Raw genomic sequence first — 15,453 nt, 5'->3', positions numbered from 1 at the left:
GCGGGGCGGTAGCTGCCGCTGCCTCAGCCCTCCCGCTTCAACAAGGATTGCCGTGGATCTCGCCACTTTTCTGGTGCAGTGTCTGAACTCGATTCAGTACGGACTGCTGCTGTTTCTGCTGGCCTCCGGCCTGACGCTGATCTTCGGCATCATGGGAGTGATCAACCTCGCCCATGGCAGCTTCTACATGATCGGAGCCTACGTGGCGTTCTCGCTGGCACCTTATCTGGGCCAGCATTTCATCACCATGCTGCTGGTCGGCGTGGCGCTGGCCGTGGTGCTGGGCTATTTTCTCGAATGGGCATTCTTCAGCTTTCTCTACGAACGCGACCACCTGCAGCAGGTGCTGATGACCTATGGCCTGATCCTGGTGTTTGAAGGCCTGCGCGCCATCCTTGCGGGCAACGATGTGCATGGCGTGGAAAAGCCGGCCTGGCTGGCCGGCAGCTTTCCTCTCATGGGCATGATGCAGTACCCCTGGTACAACGTGTTTGCCGCCGCCGCCTGCCTGCTGGTGGCGCTGCTGATGTACTACACCGTCAACCGCACGCGCCTGGGCATGATGATTCGCGCCGGTGCCAGCAACCGCGACATGGTGCGTGGCCTGGGCATCAACATCAAGCGCCTGTACCGCATCGTGTTCGCCGTGGGCGTGGCCCTGGCAGCCCTGGCCGGCATGATCGCGGCGCCCATGAGTTCGGTCTATCCGAACATGGGCTCCAGCGTGCTCATCATCTGCTTTGTGGTGGTGGTCATCGGCGGCATTGGATCGATTACCGGAGCGCTGATTGCCTCGCTGCTGGTGGGCTTTGTGGATACCTTCGGCAAGGTGTTCTTCCAGGAACTCAGCGGCATGAGCATCTATCTGCTGATGGCCGTGATCCTCGTATGGCGCCCTGAAGGCCTGATGGGCAAGCGATGATGAAGTTTCCCTTGAGCTCCCTCACGCCTTCCCCCTCTTTCGCTTCGCGGGAGGGGGGCAACACCTTCGCTGCGGGATGTACCTTGCCCGGTGCCCCCTGCTTGGTTCACGCCAGTTTTACAAGCAGTGTCAAGGATCATTGATATGAGCGACACCTCCTATACGCCGCTGCCGCAATCCAACCAGGCTTATGCAGAGGCTCCGGCCGTCACCAACCAGAGCCGCCCGATTCGCGCGCACAGCGTCTGGGTAGGGGTGGTGCTGCCGCTGGCCGCCGCAGTGCTGCTGGCGGCCGCCCAGCCCTTCTGGTCGGCCTATCTGTCCGATCTGGTGGTCAAGATCATGATCCTGTCCATCTTCGCGCTGAGCCTGCATATCCTGGTGGGCGGCGCAGGGCTGGTCAGCCTGGGCCATGCCGCCTACTTCGGCCTGGGTGCCTATGCGGCGGTGAAGGCCGCCGGCCAGGACGGCAGCAACTTTCTCGTCATGCTGGGCGCCGCCGTCGGCGTCTCGGGCCTTTATGCGCTGGTGGTGGGCGCCCTGAGTCTGCGCACCAAGGGCGTGTACTTCATCATGGTCACGCTGGCCTTCGCGCAACTGGCTTTCTTCGTCGTGCACGACGTGGGCTACTTTGGCGGCAGCGACGGCATCTACCTGATGCAGCGCCCGGCAATCGGAGCACTGGACATGGAAAGTAGCAGCACGCAGTACTTCGTGGTGCTGGCCGCACTGGTACTGGTCTATGCCTTCATCGCCATGCTGCGCCACTCTCGCTTCGGCCATGCGCTGGCCGGTATCCGGGTCAACGAGCAGCGCATGCGCGCTGCCGGCTTTGCCACCTATGGCTACAAGCTCGCCGGCTTTGTGATCGCCGGCGCGCTGGCGGGGCTGGCGGGCTTTCTGCTGGCCGCACGCGATGCCGTGGTCAACCCCGAACTGCTGGCCTGGCACCACTCCGGCGAGGTCCTGCTGATGCTGATTCTGGGCGGTGTGGGTTCTCTGCGCGGCGCGGTGCTGGGCACCATCACCTTTGTGCTGCTCAAGGAGTTGCTGAGCACCCATGCCATCGTGGGCAATGCCGCGGACCACTGGCAGCTGACGCTGGGCCTTGCCATCATCGCGCTGGTCGCGCTGCTGCCCAAGGGCCTGGTCGGCATCAACGATAAATGGCAGAAGAAGGCAGCAGCGCGGACCGGCCAGTCGCCAGAAGCTGTCGAGCAAGGAGGGGATCATGGCTGATGCAGGCAATGCTCCAAAGATGTCCGTGCGCGGCCTGACGCGGCGCTTTGGCGGGCTGGTGGCCGTGAACAATGTGGATCTGGATCTGCATCAGGGCGAGGTCCATGCCGTCATCGGCACCAACGGCGCAGGCAAGTCCACGCTCATCAACATGCTCTCGGGCGAGATAGCGGCCAGCAGCGGCAGCATTGCACTTGAAGGCCAGGACGTCACGCAGATGCCGCAGCCACTGCGCGCCAAGGCCGGCATCGGCCGCAGCTACCAGCGCACCACCATCTTCCCCGAGTTCACTGTGCTGGAGAACTGCCGGCTCACGGCCCAGGCCCAGGCGCTGCCCAGGCCCTGGCGCATCTGGGAGTCGGCCCAGCATTGCGCAGCCAGCATGCAACGGGCGCAATCCGCGCTGCAGCGCGCCGGTCTTGCCCAGCATGCCGGGCGCATCGCCGGCAGCCTGAGCCATGGTGCCAAGCGTCAGCTGGAAGTCGCCATGTGCCTTGCCACGGCGCCACGCGTGCTGCTGCTGGACGAACCTCTGGCAGGCATGGGCGCCGAAGAAACAGAACGCATGCTGGAGCTGCTGCAGGAGCTCAAGTCCGCGCATGCCGTGCTGCTGGTGGAGCACGATATGGATGCCGTTTTCCGCATTGCCGATCGCATCACCGTCATGGTCAACGGCAGCGTGGTGGCCACGGGCACGCCCGATCAGATTCGTATCGACCCGGTCGTGCGCACCGCCTATCTCGGAGAGGAAGAGCATGCTTGAAACTAGGCACCCCCTGAGCGGCTCTGCCGCTTCCCCCTCTCTCGCTGCGCGGGAGGGGGACGGCACCATCGCTGCCGGGCGGCCCTTGCTTGCTGCCTCGGGCACAGGCACGCGCCCACTTTCCGGGCCTTCGAACCATGCCATGTTCAGCCTGCAGGAGGTGCACAGCTTTTACGGCGACAGCCATATCCTGCACGGCATCTCGCTGGATCTGCCTCAGGGCCAGGCCGTGGGCCTGCTGGGCCGCAACGGCATGGGCAAGACCACGCTGATCCGTACGCTGATGGGTTATGTGCCGGCGCGTTCGGGCCAGGTGTTTGCCGATGGCAAGGAGGTGACGAATTCCGCCCCCGAAAGAATGGCGCGTCTCGGCATTGGCTATGTCCCCGAAGGGCGCGGCGTTTTTCCCAACCTCTCCGTCAAGGAAAACCTCTTGATGAGTGCCAGAGCCGGCCTGGACGGCAGCCGGGGCTGGACCTACGAGCGTGTACTGGAAACCTTTCCACGCCTCAAGGAGCGACTGTCCAACGGCGGCGATCAGCTCTCGGGCGGTGAGCAGCAGATGGTCTCCATCGGCCGCGCGCTGATGACCAACCCGCGCCTCATGATTCTTGACGAAGCCACCGAGGGGCTGGCGCCGCTGGTGGTGGCCGAAATCTGGCGCGTGATTGCCCAGATCCGCGAGACCGGCATCTCTACGCTGATCGTGGACCGCGACTACAAGAAGGTGCTGGCCCATACCGACAAGGCCGTGGTGATGGAAAAAGGCCGGCTGGCCTTGCAGGCGGAGTCCGCGCATCTGCTGCAGCAGCCGGAGAGGTTGTCGGCGTTGCTGGGGGTTTGAGCGGGGAAAGGTTTTGCGCCTTTCTTACATGGCAGAGTTCTTCTCTTTGATATGAGGCAGAGGGCGGGTCTCGGCCCGCCTCGCCGGCTTACTTTCTTGCTGGTGACGGAAGGCCGCTCCCAAGAAAGTAAGCAAAGAACAGCCCCTGCAGCCCAAGTCCCTCCGCTGCGCTACGGGCAACCTGCGCCGTCAAAATGGGGCATAGCAGAGCTTCTTTATCAAACTGATAGCTGCTACCGCAATCTGTATAAGCGCTAGAAGCCAATTTCGTCATAACTCTCGCAGGCCGTCCGATCCCGCTTTCACCCGTCTGGCTGCGCCTGCGGCACGCAGCTCAGGCTGCGGGCATTGGCACCGAAGAGTGCCAATCTGACTTGCGGCAACGTGTTTGAGCGAAGTGCGCCAGCACACAGCGAGTTTTGCCGCACCGCGGTCTGAATTGCGTGACACAGGTTTGCCCGGAGCGAAGCGCAGTGACGCAGACATCCGGGTCGCATTCTTTGGGTTACGTTTCTTGTGCGAGCAAGAAAGGTAACTCGCCTGCCGGGGCGAGTCCCGGCCTCTGCCCTAAAAACAAAGCGGTCTCGCAAACAAAAGCCTACTGCACCCCACCCAACGAAGCCGCATCCAGTCGCACATTCTTCGCTGCCTCGGGCGGCAGGATAGCCATCGTCAGGCTGCAGTTGCAGGTCAGCTTGCCTTCCTCATCGCGCAGCTCCACCGCCCAGACATGCGTGGTGCGCCCGAGGTGCGTGGGCCGCGCCGTGGCGGTGATCCAGCTGCCTTTGCGGCCTGCGCGCACATGGCTGGCGGTCACGCCGAGGCCCACGCAGCGGTAGCCTTCGGGAATGCTGCAGGCCGCAGCCATCGACCCCAGCGTCTCGGCCAGCACCACGCTGACACCGCCGTGCAAAATGCCATAGGGCTGGCAGGTGCGTTCATCCACATGGATGCGGGCGCGCACATAGTCGTCGCCGTATTCGGTGAACTCAATGCCCAGATGGGAAATTGCAGTGTTTGCGCTGCCTGCGTTCAGCGCTTTCAGATCGAGCTCTCGGGTCCAGATCGCCATACCAGTCCTTGTGGTGCATGAAAAAAGGACGCTCCTTGCAGAGCGTCCTTCGATGCTAAGGACTTGGAGCAGCCAACGCCAGCACCAAGCGGACTAGGCAGCAGCTCCCAATCCACCCCCGCCCCAAGCCAGAGACACCCAGCAAGGGCCGCCCCGCAGCGAGGGTGTCGTCCCCCTTGGGGGAAGCCGCGGGGCCGCCCAGGCGCAGCGGCTCAGGGGGTAGCGCAGCTACGCATATCGCCCTTGTCCATGAAGCGCTGATGCCAGGACAGCGCCTCGGTCAGGATATGGGGCGTGTGCTGTGCACCCTGCTGGCGCGAGCGGTCGAAATAGTCCTGCAGCTGGGCGCGGTAGTCCGGATGGACGCATTGGTCGATGATGACTTGCGCACGCTGCTTGGGCGACAGGCCGCGCAGATCGGCCAGACCTTGCTCGGTGACGATGATCTGGGTGTCATGCTCGGTGTGGTCCACATGCGAGCACATGGGAACGATGCAGCTGATCTTGCCGTCCTTGGCCACCGAAGGCGTGACGAAGAAGGACAGATAGCCGTTGCGGGCAAAGTCGCCCGAGCCGCCGATGCCGTTCATCATGCCCGTGCCCATGACATGCGTGGAGTTGATGTTGCCGTAGATGTCGGCCTCGATCATCGAGTTCATGGCGATGATGCCCAGGCGGCGCACCAGTTCGGGATGGTTGGAGATTTCCTGCGGACGCAGGATGATGCGCTCGCGGTAGAAGTCGATGTTGTCCTCGAAGTCCTTGCAGGCTGCCGCAGACAACGAGATGGAGGTAGCCGAGGCCTTGCTCATCTTGCCTGCGCGCAGCAGATCCAGCATGCCGTCCTGCAGCACTTCGGTAAAGCCCAGCAGGTTCTCGAACGGGCCGGTCAGCAGTCCGGCCAGCACGGCATTGGCCACATTGCCCACGCCCGACTGGATGGGCAGCATTTCCTTGGGCAGGCGGCCCATCTTCATCTCGTGGGCCAGGAAGTCGATGATGTAGCCAGCTATTCTTTGAGAGTTTTCGTCCGGTGTGGCAAACACATTGTCGCGGTCGCCCTTGTGGGTCTCGACCACGGCCACGACCTTGGCGGGGTCCACCTTCAGGTAGGCATCGCCGATACGGTCGTCGGCATGCGTCATGTTGATGGGCATGCGGCGCGGCGGGATGGCCGTGCCGTAGTAGATGTCGTGCATGCCCTCCATCCGGGCAGGCGGCTTGGTGTTGACCTCCAGAATCACCTTGTCGGCAATCTCCAGCCAGGTCTTGTTGTTGCCCACGGCCGTCGAAGGGATCAGCAGGCCGTCGGCGGTCACACCCAGCACCTCGATCACGGCGACGTTCATGTGGCCCAGAAAGCCGAACCAGGCATGCTGCGCCACGTGGGACAGATGCATGTCGATGAAATCGATCTCGCCCGCGTTGACGGCCTTGCGCGCGATGGGGTCGGTGTTGAAGGGCAGACGCTGACCCAGGGCATGGGCTTCGGCCATCACGCCGTCGCACTCGGCGGCGGTTGACGCGCCGGTCCAGACATTGATCTTGTAGGGCTTGCCCTGGGCATGCTCGGCCTGGGCGCGGGCCGCAATGGCCTGGGGCAATGCCTTGGGGTAGCCGGCTCCGGTGAAGCCGCTCATGCCGACATTGACACCGTGGGGAATCAGGGCGGCTGCCTCTTCGGCCGTCATGACGCGCGAGAGGAATTCTGGGTAACGTACGCGATCTGCGATGGACATTGCATGCTCCAACTAAAAAAAACCGCCCGGGTAGGGCGGCATATCTCCAGCGAGAAATGTTACCAGCGCGGAACATTAATACCGGGATTCTCGGCAAAGGCCCCGCGCTGCTGTCAGGGGAATGTTCCCTCGATTACATGTTGGCACTCACCTGGCCTGTACCTTGGTTTCAGATTTGCGCTCGCCCATGGCCAGCAGTGCGTACAGGATGATGGCGCCGAAAGTGGCGCAGCCGATGCCGCCCAGCGCGAATTCGCCGAACCTCAGCGTGAATTCTCCGGTACCCAGAATCAGGGTGATGGCAGCCACGATCAGATTCTTGGTGTCGGAAAAGTCGACCTTGTTGTCCACCCAGATCTTGGCACCGGCAATGGCGATCAGGCCGAACACCACGATGGAGACACCGCCCATGACGGGCAGGGGAATGGCCTGGATCAGTGCACCGAACTTGGGCGAAAAGCCCAGCAGCACGGCCAGCAGGGCCGCCACAAAGAACACGGCCGTGGAGTAGATGCGGGTCGCCGCCATCACGCCGATGTTTTCGGCATAGGTGGTAACGCCCGTGCCGCCGGCTGCGCCGGAGACCATGGTGGCCACACCGTCACCGATGAAGGCCCGGCCCATGTACTGGTCCAGGTTCTTGCCCGTCATGGCCGTCACGGCCTTGATATGGCCCAGGTTCTCGGCCACCAGAATGATGACCACGGGCACGATCAGCAGCATGGCGTTGCTGGTGAATACCGGCGCATGGAAGCTGGGAATGCCGAACCAGGCGGCATTGAGCACGCCGCTCAGATCCACGGGCTTGCCCCAGCCCAGGCCGTTGGTGAAGACGGCGTAGAGCACGCTGGCAATGATCAGGCCGATCAGAATCAGCAGGCGCTGCAGCATGCCGCGCGTGAACACGGCCACCAGCGCCACGGACACAAAGGTCAGCGCCTGCATCCAGGATTCGAAGTTGTTGGACGCCATGTTCTTGATGGGAATCGAGGCCAGGTTCAGGCCGATGATGGCCACCACGGCGCCCGTCACCACGGGTGGCATGAAGCGTTCGATCCAGGCCGTGCCCACCATCTGCACCAGCAGGCCGACCAGCATGTAGACAAAGCCGCAGGCAATGATGCCGCCCAGCGCCACGCCGATATTGGCGTTGGCAGGTCCCTGGCTGGCCACATAGCCGGTGGCGATGTTGACCACGCCGATGAAGGCAAAGGAAGAGCCCAGATAGCTGGGCACCTTGCCGCCGGTGATGAGAAAGAAGATCAGCGTGCCGATACCGCTCATCAACACCGCCAGATTGGGATCGAACCCCATGAGGATGGGGGCCAGCACCGTGGAGCCGAACATGGCGATCACGTGCTGGATACCCATCAAACCGGTCTGCGTCCAGGGCAGTCGCTCATCGGGGCCGATGACGCCACCGCCCTGCAAGACATCGGACGATCGCTCCGTCCATTGAAACATTCCCATCCCATCGCTCCTTGGAGATATCAAAAACGGAGCAGATTATGGCAAGCAGTGCTTGCCCGCTGGGGCCGTGCAAGCACTGGTAAACCAGGGACTGTGGTCTCTCGCACACGCGGGAAAACGGCTGTACAAGGGCAAACTATCAAATACATAGCTTGCAGCGCAATACCGTCAATGAATTAATCAATAAACAGATCTAAAGTTGTTTATCAGCAAGCGCTAGCAGCTATCAAATTCACTGCTTCTGCTGCAGCGCACGCGCAATGCGGTCGCGCTTGACCGTGGGCTTGGGCACCTTGAACGGGAACCACATGCGCACATCCTCCTCCAGCCCGATGCCGTGCATGAAGTTGTAGATGGCCTTCTTGAGCGCCGCGCCCAGGGCATCGTGATCGACGCCCGTGGGGTCGATGAAGGGGCGGTCATTCTTGGCAAAGTTGCCCTCGGGCAGCGGCGGCAGCTCGATGCCGTATTCCTCGGGGTTGAGGCCTACGGGCGAGTGCACGGTGCAGCTGAAGCGGTGAAAGAAGCCGCTTTGAATGCAACCGTTGAGAAACAGCTGGCGCACATACTCGAGCGCGTCCACCGTGTCCTGCACGGTCTGCGTCGGAAAGCCGTACATCAGATAGGCATGGACCAGAATGCCGGCCTCCGAGAACGCCTTGGTCACGCGTGCCACCTGGTCCACGGTCACGCCTTTTTTCATCAGCGCCAGCAGCCGGTCGGATGCCACTTCCAGACCACCCGAAATCGCGATACAGCCGCTGTCGGCCATCAGCTCGGCCAGCTCGGGTGTGAAGGTTTTCTCGAAGCGCACATTGCCCCACCAGGAGATGCCGGCGTTGCGCGCAATCAGCTCCTGCGACAGCGCCTTGAGCGCCTTGGGCGGTGCGGCCTCATCGACAAAGTGAAAGCCGGTCTGGCCGGTCTCGGCGACGATGGCTTCGATGCGGTCGGCCAGCACGGCGGCGCTGGCGCCCTCGTAGCGCCCGATATAGTCCAGGCTGACATCGCAGAAGCTGCACTTCTTCCAGTAGCAGCCATGGGCCACGGTGAGCTTGTTCCAGCGCCCGTCGCTCCACAGACGGTGCATGGGGTTGAGCATGTCCAGCAGCGACAGGTATCGGTCCAGCGGCAGGCCGTCCCAGGTGGGCGTGCCGACCTCGGCAAACGCGATGTCGGACTCCATCATGTTCACGTACTGCACCTTGCCGTCGTCGCCGCGCACAAAGGTGCGCACCAGGCGCGATCTGCCGCGCTCGCCGCGCAGATGCTCGAGCAGCGCCAGCAGCGGGCGTTCGCCCGCATCCAGCGTCACGAAGTCGAAGTAGTCGAACACGCGCGGCTCTGCCAGCTCGCGCAGCTCGGTGTTGACAAAGCCGCCGCCCAGCACGGTGGCAATCTGCGGGAAGCGCCGCTTGATGGTCTGGGCAATGCGGAACGCCGCATAGGCCGAGCCCGGAAAGGGCACGGACAGCAGAACCACCGTGGGCTGGTGACGCTCCACGGCCTCCAGCGTCAGGCGCTCCAGCACCTCGTTCACCAGATTGGGCTCTGCCGCAAGGGCATTGGCCAGCGGATCGAAAGTGGGCTGGCTGCCGGCCAGCGACTCGGCATAGCGCACGAACTCGAAGCGCTCGTCCACGGCATCGCGCAGCACATCGGCCAGATCGTTGAGGTAAAGCGTGGCCAGATGCTTGGCCTTGTCGTGCAGTCCCAGGGCCCCGAAAGCCCAGCCCAGCGGATCGCCGCCTTCCTCGTCCTCATACACATCGAGCGTGGCAAAGCGCGGGCCTTCGGGCAGAAAGTGGCGCCCCACGATGCGGTGGGCCAGCGTGGAGTCTCGCCCCTGCAAAAACGCAATCGTGGGCGCAATCGTGGCCAGATAGCGCTCCTGCTGTGCGACAAAGGACTGCACGGCAGGCGTGTGCTGCCTGGCAGGCAGGCTCCGGATGCGCTCGGCCACGGCGCGCAGGCCATCTGGCGAGAGCAGCTGCAGCACCAGGGCCAGGGCCAGGTCTTCCTGCATGGCGGTGATGCCGCGCGAGCGCAGAAAGCCGGTCAGATAGGCCGTGGAGGGGTAGGGAGTGTTGAGCTGCGTCATCGGCGGAATGACGGCCAGCACGCGGGTGGGCAAAGCGGACATGGGGTGCGGGTCGCCGGCATGCGCCGTTGACGGTGTAGACAGGCCCCGATTATCGGTGAGGACTTACGCAAACAAGGATGCACCAAGGCCGCAACCCTGATGCAAAGTTCTTGCCCAAACCTGATTTGCGCAAGTCGTGTCGGTTTGACCGCGCATCCGTGCTGCACAGGTGACATCTGCGGGGGCCACCACCAATGACTTGCACGGACTGCAGCGCTAGGCTGAGGCCATGTCCTGTGCCTCCCCCAACACCGCCCCCTATATTCCCCAGATCCGGCTGTACCAGAACTGGCTGCGTGAGACGCGCGGCCTGAGCTTCGCCGACTATGACGCGCTGTGGCGCTGGTCGACCAGCGATCTCGATGCCTTCTGGCAAAGCATCTGGGATTACTTCGATCTGCAGTCGCCCACAGCACACAGCGCGGTGCTGGCCAGCAACACCATGCCCGGTGCGCAGTGGTTCCCGGGCGCGCAGGTGAACTATGTGCAGCAGGTGTTGCGCCATGTCCAGCCGGCCCATGCCGCCGGCATGCCGGCCGTCATCAGCCGCAACGAGCAGGGCCTGCAGCGCGAGCTGAGCTGGCCCGAGCTGCAGCGTCAGGTGGCGTCGCTGGCCCTGCATCTGCGCGCCCAGGGCGTCGCCAAGGGCGACCGCGTCGCGGCCTATCTGCCCAATATTCCCGAGGCCATGGTCGCCTTTCTGGCCTGTGCCAGCCTGGGCGCCATCTGGAGCATCTGCGCACCCGACATGGGCACTCATGCCGTGCTCGACCGCTTCAAGCAGATAGCGCCCAAGGCGCTGATCGCCGTGGACGGCGTGCATTACGCAGGCAAGGACATAGACCGCCGCGAGGTCCTGCAGGAGCTGCGCCAGGGCCTGCCCAGCGTGCAGCACGTGGTGCTGGTGCCCAATCTGAATACCTCGATAAAGATAGCTGACACCGCAGACTACACAAGCGTTACCGCGAGAAATGATGCTGATACCGCTGCCTTTGAGCCCGAATGGCTGGCGTTCGACCATCCGCTGTGGATCGTCTACTCCAGCGGCACTACGGGCCTGCCCAAGCCCATAGTCCACGGTCATGGCGGCATGGTGCTGGTGGCCCTGCAGCTCAAGGGTCTGCACAACGACATCGGCTGCAGCTACGAGTCCAACAGCTGGGGTGAGCGCTACCACTGGTACAGCTCCACGGGCTGGGTGATGTGGAATGCCCAGGTCTCGGGCCTGCTGGGGGGCACAACCTGCGTGATCTTTGACGGCAGCCCCGGCGGCAGCAAGGACAAGCCCGACTGGGGCACGCTGTGGCGCTTCGCGGCCGAGACCGGCGTGACCAGCTTTGGCTCAGGGGCGGCCTTCTACGCCAACTGCATGAAGGCCGGTGTCGATCTGTCGGCCTGCGGCGATCTGTCACGCATACGCGGGCTGGGCAGCACGGGCTCGCCGCTGTCTGCCGAGGTGCAGCAGTGGGGCACGGATCAGTTCCGCAAGATCCGGCAGATGAGCGGCGCCGGGCCGTCGGCCCCCTTGGGAGAGCGTGGGGGCGACATCTGGTGGAACAACCTGTCGGGCGGCACCGACTTCGCGGGGGCCTTCATCGGTGGCAACCGCGATCTGCCGCTGGTGCCCGGCGTCATGCAATGCCGCCAGCTGGGCGCGGCCGTCGAGGCCTGGAACGAAGAGGGCCAGCCCGTGATGGACGAGGTCGGCGAGCTGGTCTGCACCCAGCCCATTCCATCCATGCCGCTGTTTCTATGGGGGGACGTGAGCACCGCCGAGTCGCCTCAAGGTGCGAAGGCCCCCTCGGGGGGCGCCCGGCTTAGGGGCAGCGACCCACACCCAGTGGGGGAGCGTGGGGGCGATCCATTCGGGAAACGTTATCTGTCCAGCTATTTCGACATGTATCCGGCCGGTCATGGTCGCCAACCAGGCGGCGGTGACGGCCCGGCAGAGATGGGGCCGGTCTGGCGTCATGGCGACTGGATCAAGCTGCTCGGCGAGGGCGGCTGCATCATCTACGGCCGCAGCGACGCCACCATCAACCGCCACGGCCTGCGCATGGGCACCAGCGAGATCTACAGCGCCGTAGAGGCCCTGCCCGAGGTGCTGGACAGCATGGTGGTGGACCTGGAATATCTGGGCAAGGACAGCTACATGCCGCTGTTTGTCGCCCTGCGACCCGGGGTGGAGCTGGATGCGGCCCTGCGCGAGCGCATCAACAAGGCCATCCGCTCGGCGCTGTCGCCCCGCTTTGTGCCCGACGATATCTTTGCCGTGGCCGAGATCCCGCGCACGCTCAGCGGCAAGAAGCAGGAGCTGCCCATCAAGAAGCTGCTGCTGGGCCAGCCCCTGGCCAAGGTGGTCAACAAGGACGCCATGGCCAACCCCGGCTGCCTGGACTGGTACGAGGGCTTTGCCAGGGAATACCTGGCCAAGGCAGAGACGGTGGCCTAACGCCCGGTAAACAAAGGCTGGCGCTTCTCGCGCCAGGCCGCGCCGCCTTCCTTCAGATCGGCCGATTCGATGGTGGCCTGCACGGCAGCATCGATGCCGGCCTTGTCATGCACGCCGCGGGCAATGGCGTTGAGGTGCTTCTTCATGCCCAGCAAGGCCAGCGGCGCCATGCCGGACAGCGTGGCCTGCAGCTGCGCCACGCGCTCGCCGATATCTGCGCCGTCCGCCAGATCGGTCAGAAAGCCGCAGTCCTTCATCGCCTGGGCCTGCAGCTTCTCGCAGGTCAGAAACAGGCGCTTGGCCGTATCCAGGCCCAGCCGGGTCACATAGCGCTCCAGGCCCGAGCCGTAGAAATGCAGGCCCAGCCGCGCGGCGGGCATGAACATCTGGCTGTTGGCACCGCCGACGCGGAAATCGCAGGCCAGCGCCATATCGGTGGCGCCGCCAAACACCCCGCCCTGGATCGCGGCAATCGTCACGGCGCGGCAGTTTTCCACGGCATCCACCATTTCGCCGAAGGAGCTGCCCTCGTTCTGGCTGTTGGCAATCTCGCCAATGTCGTAGCCGCTGCAGAAATGCTTGCCCACCGCCTGCAGCGTCAGCACCAGCACGGCCGGGTTGGCATTGACCTCATCGATCTGGCGACGCAGCACGCTCAGGTCTTCGGGCAGCAGTTTGTTGGCAACTTCGGGGCGGCGCAAGGTGATGCGGGCACAGGCGCCCTGGATCGAAAGCTCTGGAGACATGACTGTATTTTCATCCAGACCTGTGCAGATAGGGCCTCTGAGGTGCATCAAGTGTTGCAGTGCAAACACTCGGTGACCTTATCTTTTGCCGGTTGACAGGTACACTTTGTCGTCCTCATAGAGCACCTGATGTGCGCTGATCCCATCCATGTCTGTTGAACCGACCGGCGCCGAGCGCCCCAGCTTTGACCTCAAGAGCGCGCAACTGCCGGTGCTTTCCGTGGTGCTTCGCAGCACCGACATGCAGGCACTGGCCCAGGATCTGGCACGTCGTCTGGCCGACGACCCCGACTTCTTCGACAACGACCCCGTGCTCATCGACCTCAGCCAGGTGTGTGAAGCCGAGCAGGAGATCGACTTCCCGGCCCTGCTCGAGGCCCTGCGCAACCACCGCACCGTGCCGGTTGCCGTGCGCAGCGGCAGCGAGGCCCAGATGGAGGCGGCCAAGGCGCTGGGGCTGAGCGCAGCTCCCGATGCCATGCCGGCGCGTCGCGCCGAGCCGGAAATCCACGAGATCATTCGCGAGGTGGAGGTCGAGGTGCCCGCACCTCTGGCTGATGCCGTCATCGTGGACCGGCCGCTGCGCTCGGGCCAGCGCGTCTATGCCAAGGGCACCGACATTGTGGTTCTGGACATGGTCAGCTATGGTGCCGAGGTGATTGCCGACGGCAACGTCCATGTCTATGCGCCGCTGCGCGGCCGCGCCGTGGCCGGGGCCAGCGGCAATACCAGCGCCAGAATTTTTAGCACTTGCATGGAGGCGCAACTGCTTTCCATTGCAGGTATCTACCGCACAATTGAAACCGATCTCCCCAAAGAAGTCGCCGGCAAAGCTGCCAAGGTGCGTCTTGAAGGAGAAAAAATCATTATCGAGCCGGTATGAGACACACCGGACACCCTATCAACCTGCCCCATTTGTCTTAAAGGAATCGTGCAAACATGGCCAAAATCGTCGTCGTGACCTCCGGCAAAGGCGGTGTCGGCAAGACCACCACCAGCGCCAGCTTCGCATCCGGCCTCGCTCTGCGCGGCCACAAGACCGCAGTGATTGACTTCGATGTGGGTCTGCGCAATCTCGATCTGATCATGGGCTGCGAACGCCGCGTGGTCTATGACCTCATCAATGTCATCCAGGGCGAAGCCAATCTGAACCAGGCCCTGATCAAGGACAAGCAGTGCGAAAACCTGTTCGTGCTGGCCGCTTCGCAGACCCGCGACAAGGAAGCCCTGACGCAGGAAGGCGTGAAGAAGGTGCTGGACGATCTGTCCGCCATGGACTTCGAGTTCATCATCTGCGACTCGCCCGCCGGCATTGAAAGCGGCGCACTGATGGCCATGCACTATGCCGACGAGGCCCTGGTGGTGACCAATCCCGAAGTCTCGTCGGTGCGCGATTCGGACCGCATTCTGGGCATGCTCAGCTCCAAGACCGAACGTGCCGTCAAGGGCGAGAGCATCAAGGAACATCTGCTGATCACGCGCTACAACCCCAACCGCGTGGAAGACGGCCAGATGCTGTCGCTGGAGGACATCCAGGACATTCTGCGCATCGAGCTGATCGGCGTGATTCCCGAATCCGAAACCGTGCTCCAGGCTTCCAACCAGGGCATTCCGGCCGTGCACATGCAAGGCACCGACGTGGCCGAGGCCTATCAGGACGTGGTGGCACGCTTCCTGGGCGAAGAAAAACCCATGCGCTTTACCGAAGCCGTCAAGCCCGGCTTCTTCAAACGCATGTTTGGCGGGAGGTAAGCCATATGTCCATGTTGTCGTTTCTGCTCGGAGAGAAGAAAAAATCCGCCTCGGTCGCCAAGGAGCGTCTGCAGATCATTCTCGCCCGTGAACGCGTGGGCGGCGAAAGCGGCAAGCCCGACTATCTGCCGGCCCTGCAAAAAGAGCTGATGGCCGTGATTTCCAAGTATGTGGACATCAACCCCAATGACATCAAGGTACAGCTGGAGCGCCAGGAAAACCTTGAGGTTCTGGAAGTCAAGATCGAGCTGCCGGACGCCACACGCGGCTGACACCAACTCATCTATTCAAAAAATGGGCCTCTGAGGCCC

The 15,453-nt window shown here is 63.2% G+C and carries 13 protein-coding genes; 8 read left to right on the top strand and 5 right to left on the bottom strand.

What is annotated here, in order from left to right; all coding sequences use genetic code 11:
• Positions 1-52: 52 nt before the first annotated feature.
• From FSY59_RS10140 to FSY59_RS10125, 4 genes are all read left to right on the top strand, one after another.
• Positions 53-922: a branched-chain amino acid ABC transporter permease gene (locus FSY59_RS10140; RefSeq protein ID WP_148728902.1), complete on the top strand. Its 870-nt coding sequence runs from the start codon at positions 53-55 to the stop codon at positions 920-922.
• Between the two features lie 144 nt (positions 923-1,066).
• Complete coding sequence (locus tag FSY59_RS10135; RefSeq protein ID WP_003059860.1) at positions 1,067-2,161, top strand: branched-chain amino acid ABC transporter permease; 1,095 nt, start codon at positions 1,067-1,069, stop codon at positions 2,159-2,161.
• A complete protein-coding gene (locus tag FSY59_RS10130) occupies positions 2,154-2,924 on the top strand; it encodes an ABC transporter ATP-binding protein (RefSeq protein WP_003059864.1) in 771 nt (256 codons plus the stop codon). The genes FSY59_RS10135 and FSY59_RS10130 overlap by 8 nt, the downstream gene beginning before the upstream one ends.
• A 142-nt stretch (positions 2,925-3,066) precedes the next feature.
• Positions 3,067-3,768, top strand: a complete 702-nt coding sequence (locus FSY59_RS10125; RefSeq protein WP_019044021.1) for an ABC transporter ATP-binding protein — start codon at positions 3,067-3,069, stop codon at positions 3,766-3,768.
• Positions 3,769-4,366: 598 nt separating this feature from the next.
• Here FSY59_RS10125 and FSY59_RS10120 read toward each other — a convergent pair.
• The 4 genes from FSY59_RS10120 to FSY59_RS10105 all read right to left on the bottom strand — a co-directional run bounded on the left by FSY59_RS10120 (position 4,367) and on the right by FSY59_RS10105 (position 10,192).
• Positions 4,367-4,840, bottom strand: coding sequence for a PaaI family thioesterase (locus FSY59_RS10120; protein ID WP_043370419.1), 474 nt, complete (start codon positions 4,838-4,840; stop codon positions 4,367-4,369).
• Between the two features lie 212 nt (positions 4,841-5,052).
• Entirely contained in the window at positions 5,053-6,579 is a 1,527-nt protein-coding gene (locus tag FSY59_RS10115) for an acetyl-CoA hydrolase/transferase family protein (RefSeq protein ID WP_003059872.1), read from the bottom strand.
• A gap of 147 nt (positions 6,580-6,726) precedes the next feature.
• Positions 6,727-8,049 carry a solute carrier family 23 protein gene (locus FSY59_RS10110; RefSeq protein WP_003059874.1) on the bottom strand — a complete coding sequence of 441 codons (1,323 nt, stop codon included), beginning with the start codon at positions 8,047-8,049 and terminating at the stop codon, positions 6,727-6,729.
• A 232-nt stretch (positions 8,050-8,281) separates the two neighbouring features.
• Complete coding sequence (locus FSY59_RS10105) at positions 8,282-10,192, bottom strand: radical SAM protein (protein WP_148728901.1); 1,911 nt, start codon at positions 10,190-10,192, stop codon at positions 8,282-8,284.
• A gap of 229 nt (positions 10,193-10,421) precedes the next feature.
• Between FSY59_RS10105 and FSY59_RS10100 the strand changes: the two genes are divergently transcribed.
• Entirely contained in the window at positions 10,422-12,644 is a 2,223-nt protein-coding gene (locus tag FSY59_RS10100; protein ID WP_148728900.1) for an acetoacetate--CoA ligase, read from the top strand.
• Here the strand turns inward: FSY59_RS10100 and FSY59_RS10095 are convergent.
• Positions 12,641-13,390, bottom strand: coding sequence for an enoyl-CoA hydratase/isomerase family protein (locus FSY59_RS10095; protein WP_003059882.1), 750 nt, complete (start codon positions 13,388-13,390; stop codon positions 12,641-12,643). The two genes, FSY59_RS10100 and FSY59_RS10095, sit on opposite strands and share 4 nt — an antisense overlap.
• A gap of 148 nt (positions 13,391-13,538) precedes the next feature.
• On the opposite strand from FSY59_RS10095, the gene minC reads away from it, so the two are divergent.
• From minC to minE, 3 genes are read left to right on the top strand one after another with little or no spacing between them, the layout of a single operon-like run.
• Positions 13,539-14,273 (top strand): septum site-determining protein MinC, encoded by a 735-nt coding sequence (gene minC, locus FSY59_RS10090; protein ID WP_003059884.1) that lies wholly within the window; start codon positions 13,539-13,541, stop codon positions 14,271-14,273.
• A 56-nt stretch (positions 14,274-14,329) separates the two neighbouring features.
• Positions 14,330-15,142: a septum site-determining protein MinD gene (gene minD / locus FSY59_RS10085; protein WP_003059885.1), complete on the top strand. Its 813-nt coding sequence runs from the start codon at positions 14,330-14,332 to the stop codon at positions 15,140-15,142.
• 5 nt (positions 15,143-15,147) lie between these two features.
• The gene (minE, locus tag FSY59_RS10080; RefSeq protein ID WP_003059887.1) at positions 15,148-15,414 is read left to right on the top strand and encodes a cell division topological specificity factor MinE; all 267 of its coding nucleotides are present in this window, start codon (positions 15,148-15,150) and stop codon (positions 15,412-15,414) included.
• The last annotated feature ends 39 nt before the right edge of the window (positions 15,415-15,453 follow it).

It is taken from the genome of Comamonas sp. Z3, assembly GCF_008121565.1.
In the GTDB taxonomy this organism is placed as follows: Bacteria; Pseudomonadota; Gammaproteobacteria; order Burkholderiales; family Burkholderiaceae_C; genus Comamonas; species Comamonas brasiliensis.
Note: the sequence above shows the minus strand (reverse complement) of the source record. Positions and strands in the feature narration are given on the sequence as shown.

Excerpts from the sequence above, each read along its gene's own strand:
- FSY59_RS10135 (WP_003059860.1), top strand. The coding sequence starts at position 1,067 with ATGAGCGACACCTCCTATACGCCGCTGCCGCAATCCAACCAGGCTTAT.
- FSY59_RS10130 (WP_003059864.1), top strand. The coding sequence starts at position 2,154 with ATGGCTGATGCAGGCAATGCTCCAAAGATGTCCGTGCGCGGCCTGACG.
- FSY59_RS10125 (WP_019044021.1), top strand. The coding sequence starts at position 3,067 with ATGTTCAGCCTGCAGGAGGTGCACAGCTTTTACGGCGACAGCCATATC.
- FSY59_RS10120 (WP_043370419.1), bottom strand. The coding sequence starts at position 4,840 with ATGGCGATCTGGACCCGAGAGCTCGATCTGAAAGCGCTGAACGCAGGC.
- FSY59_RS10115 (WP_003059872.1), bottom strand. The coding sequence starts at position 6,579 with ATGTCCATCGCAGATCGCGTACGTTACCCAGAATTCCTCTCGCGCGTC.
- FSY59_RS10110 (WP_003059874.1), bottom strand. The coding sequence starts at position 8,049 with ATGGGAATGTTTCAATGGACGGAGCGATCGTCCGATGTCTTGCAGGGC.
- FSY59_RS10105 (WP_148728901.1), bottom strand. The coding sequence starts at position 10,192 with ATGTCCGCTTTGCCCACCCGCGTGCTGGCCGTCATTCCGCCGATGACG.
- FSY59_RS10100 (WP_148728900.1), top strand. The coding sequence starts at position 10,422 with ATGTCCTGTGCCTCCCCCAACACCGCCCCCTATATTCCCCAGATCCGG.
- FSY59_RS10095 (WP_003059882.1), bottom strand. The coding sequence starts at position 13,390 with ATGTCTCCAGAGCTTTCGATCCAGGGCGCCTGTGCCCGCATCACCTTG.
- minC (WP_003059884.1), top strand. The coding sequence starts at position 13,539 with ATGTCTGTTGAACCGACCGGCGCCGAGCGCCCCAGCTTTGACCTCAAG.
- minD (WP_003059885.1), top strand. The coding sequence starts at position 14,330 with ATGGCCAAAATCGTCGTCGTGACCTCCGGCAAAGGCGGTGTCGGCAAG.
- minE (WP_003059887.1), top strand. The coding sequence starts at position 15,148 with ATGTCCATGTTGTCGTTTCTGCTCGGAGAGAAGAAAAAATCCGCCTCG.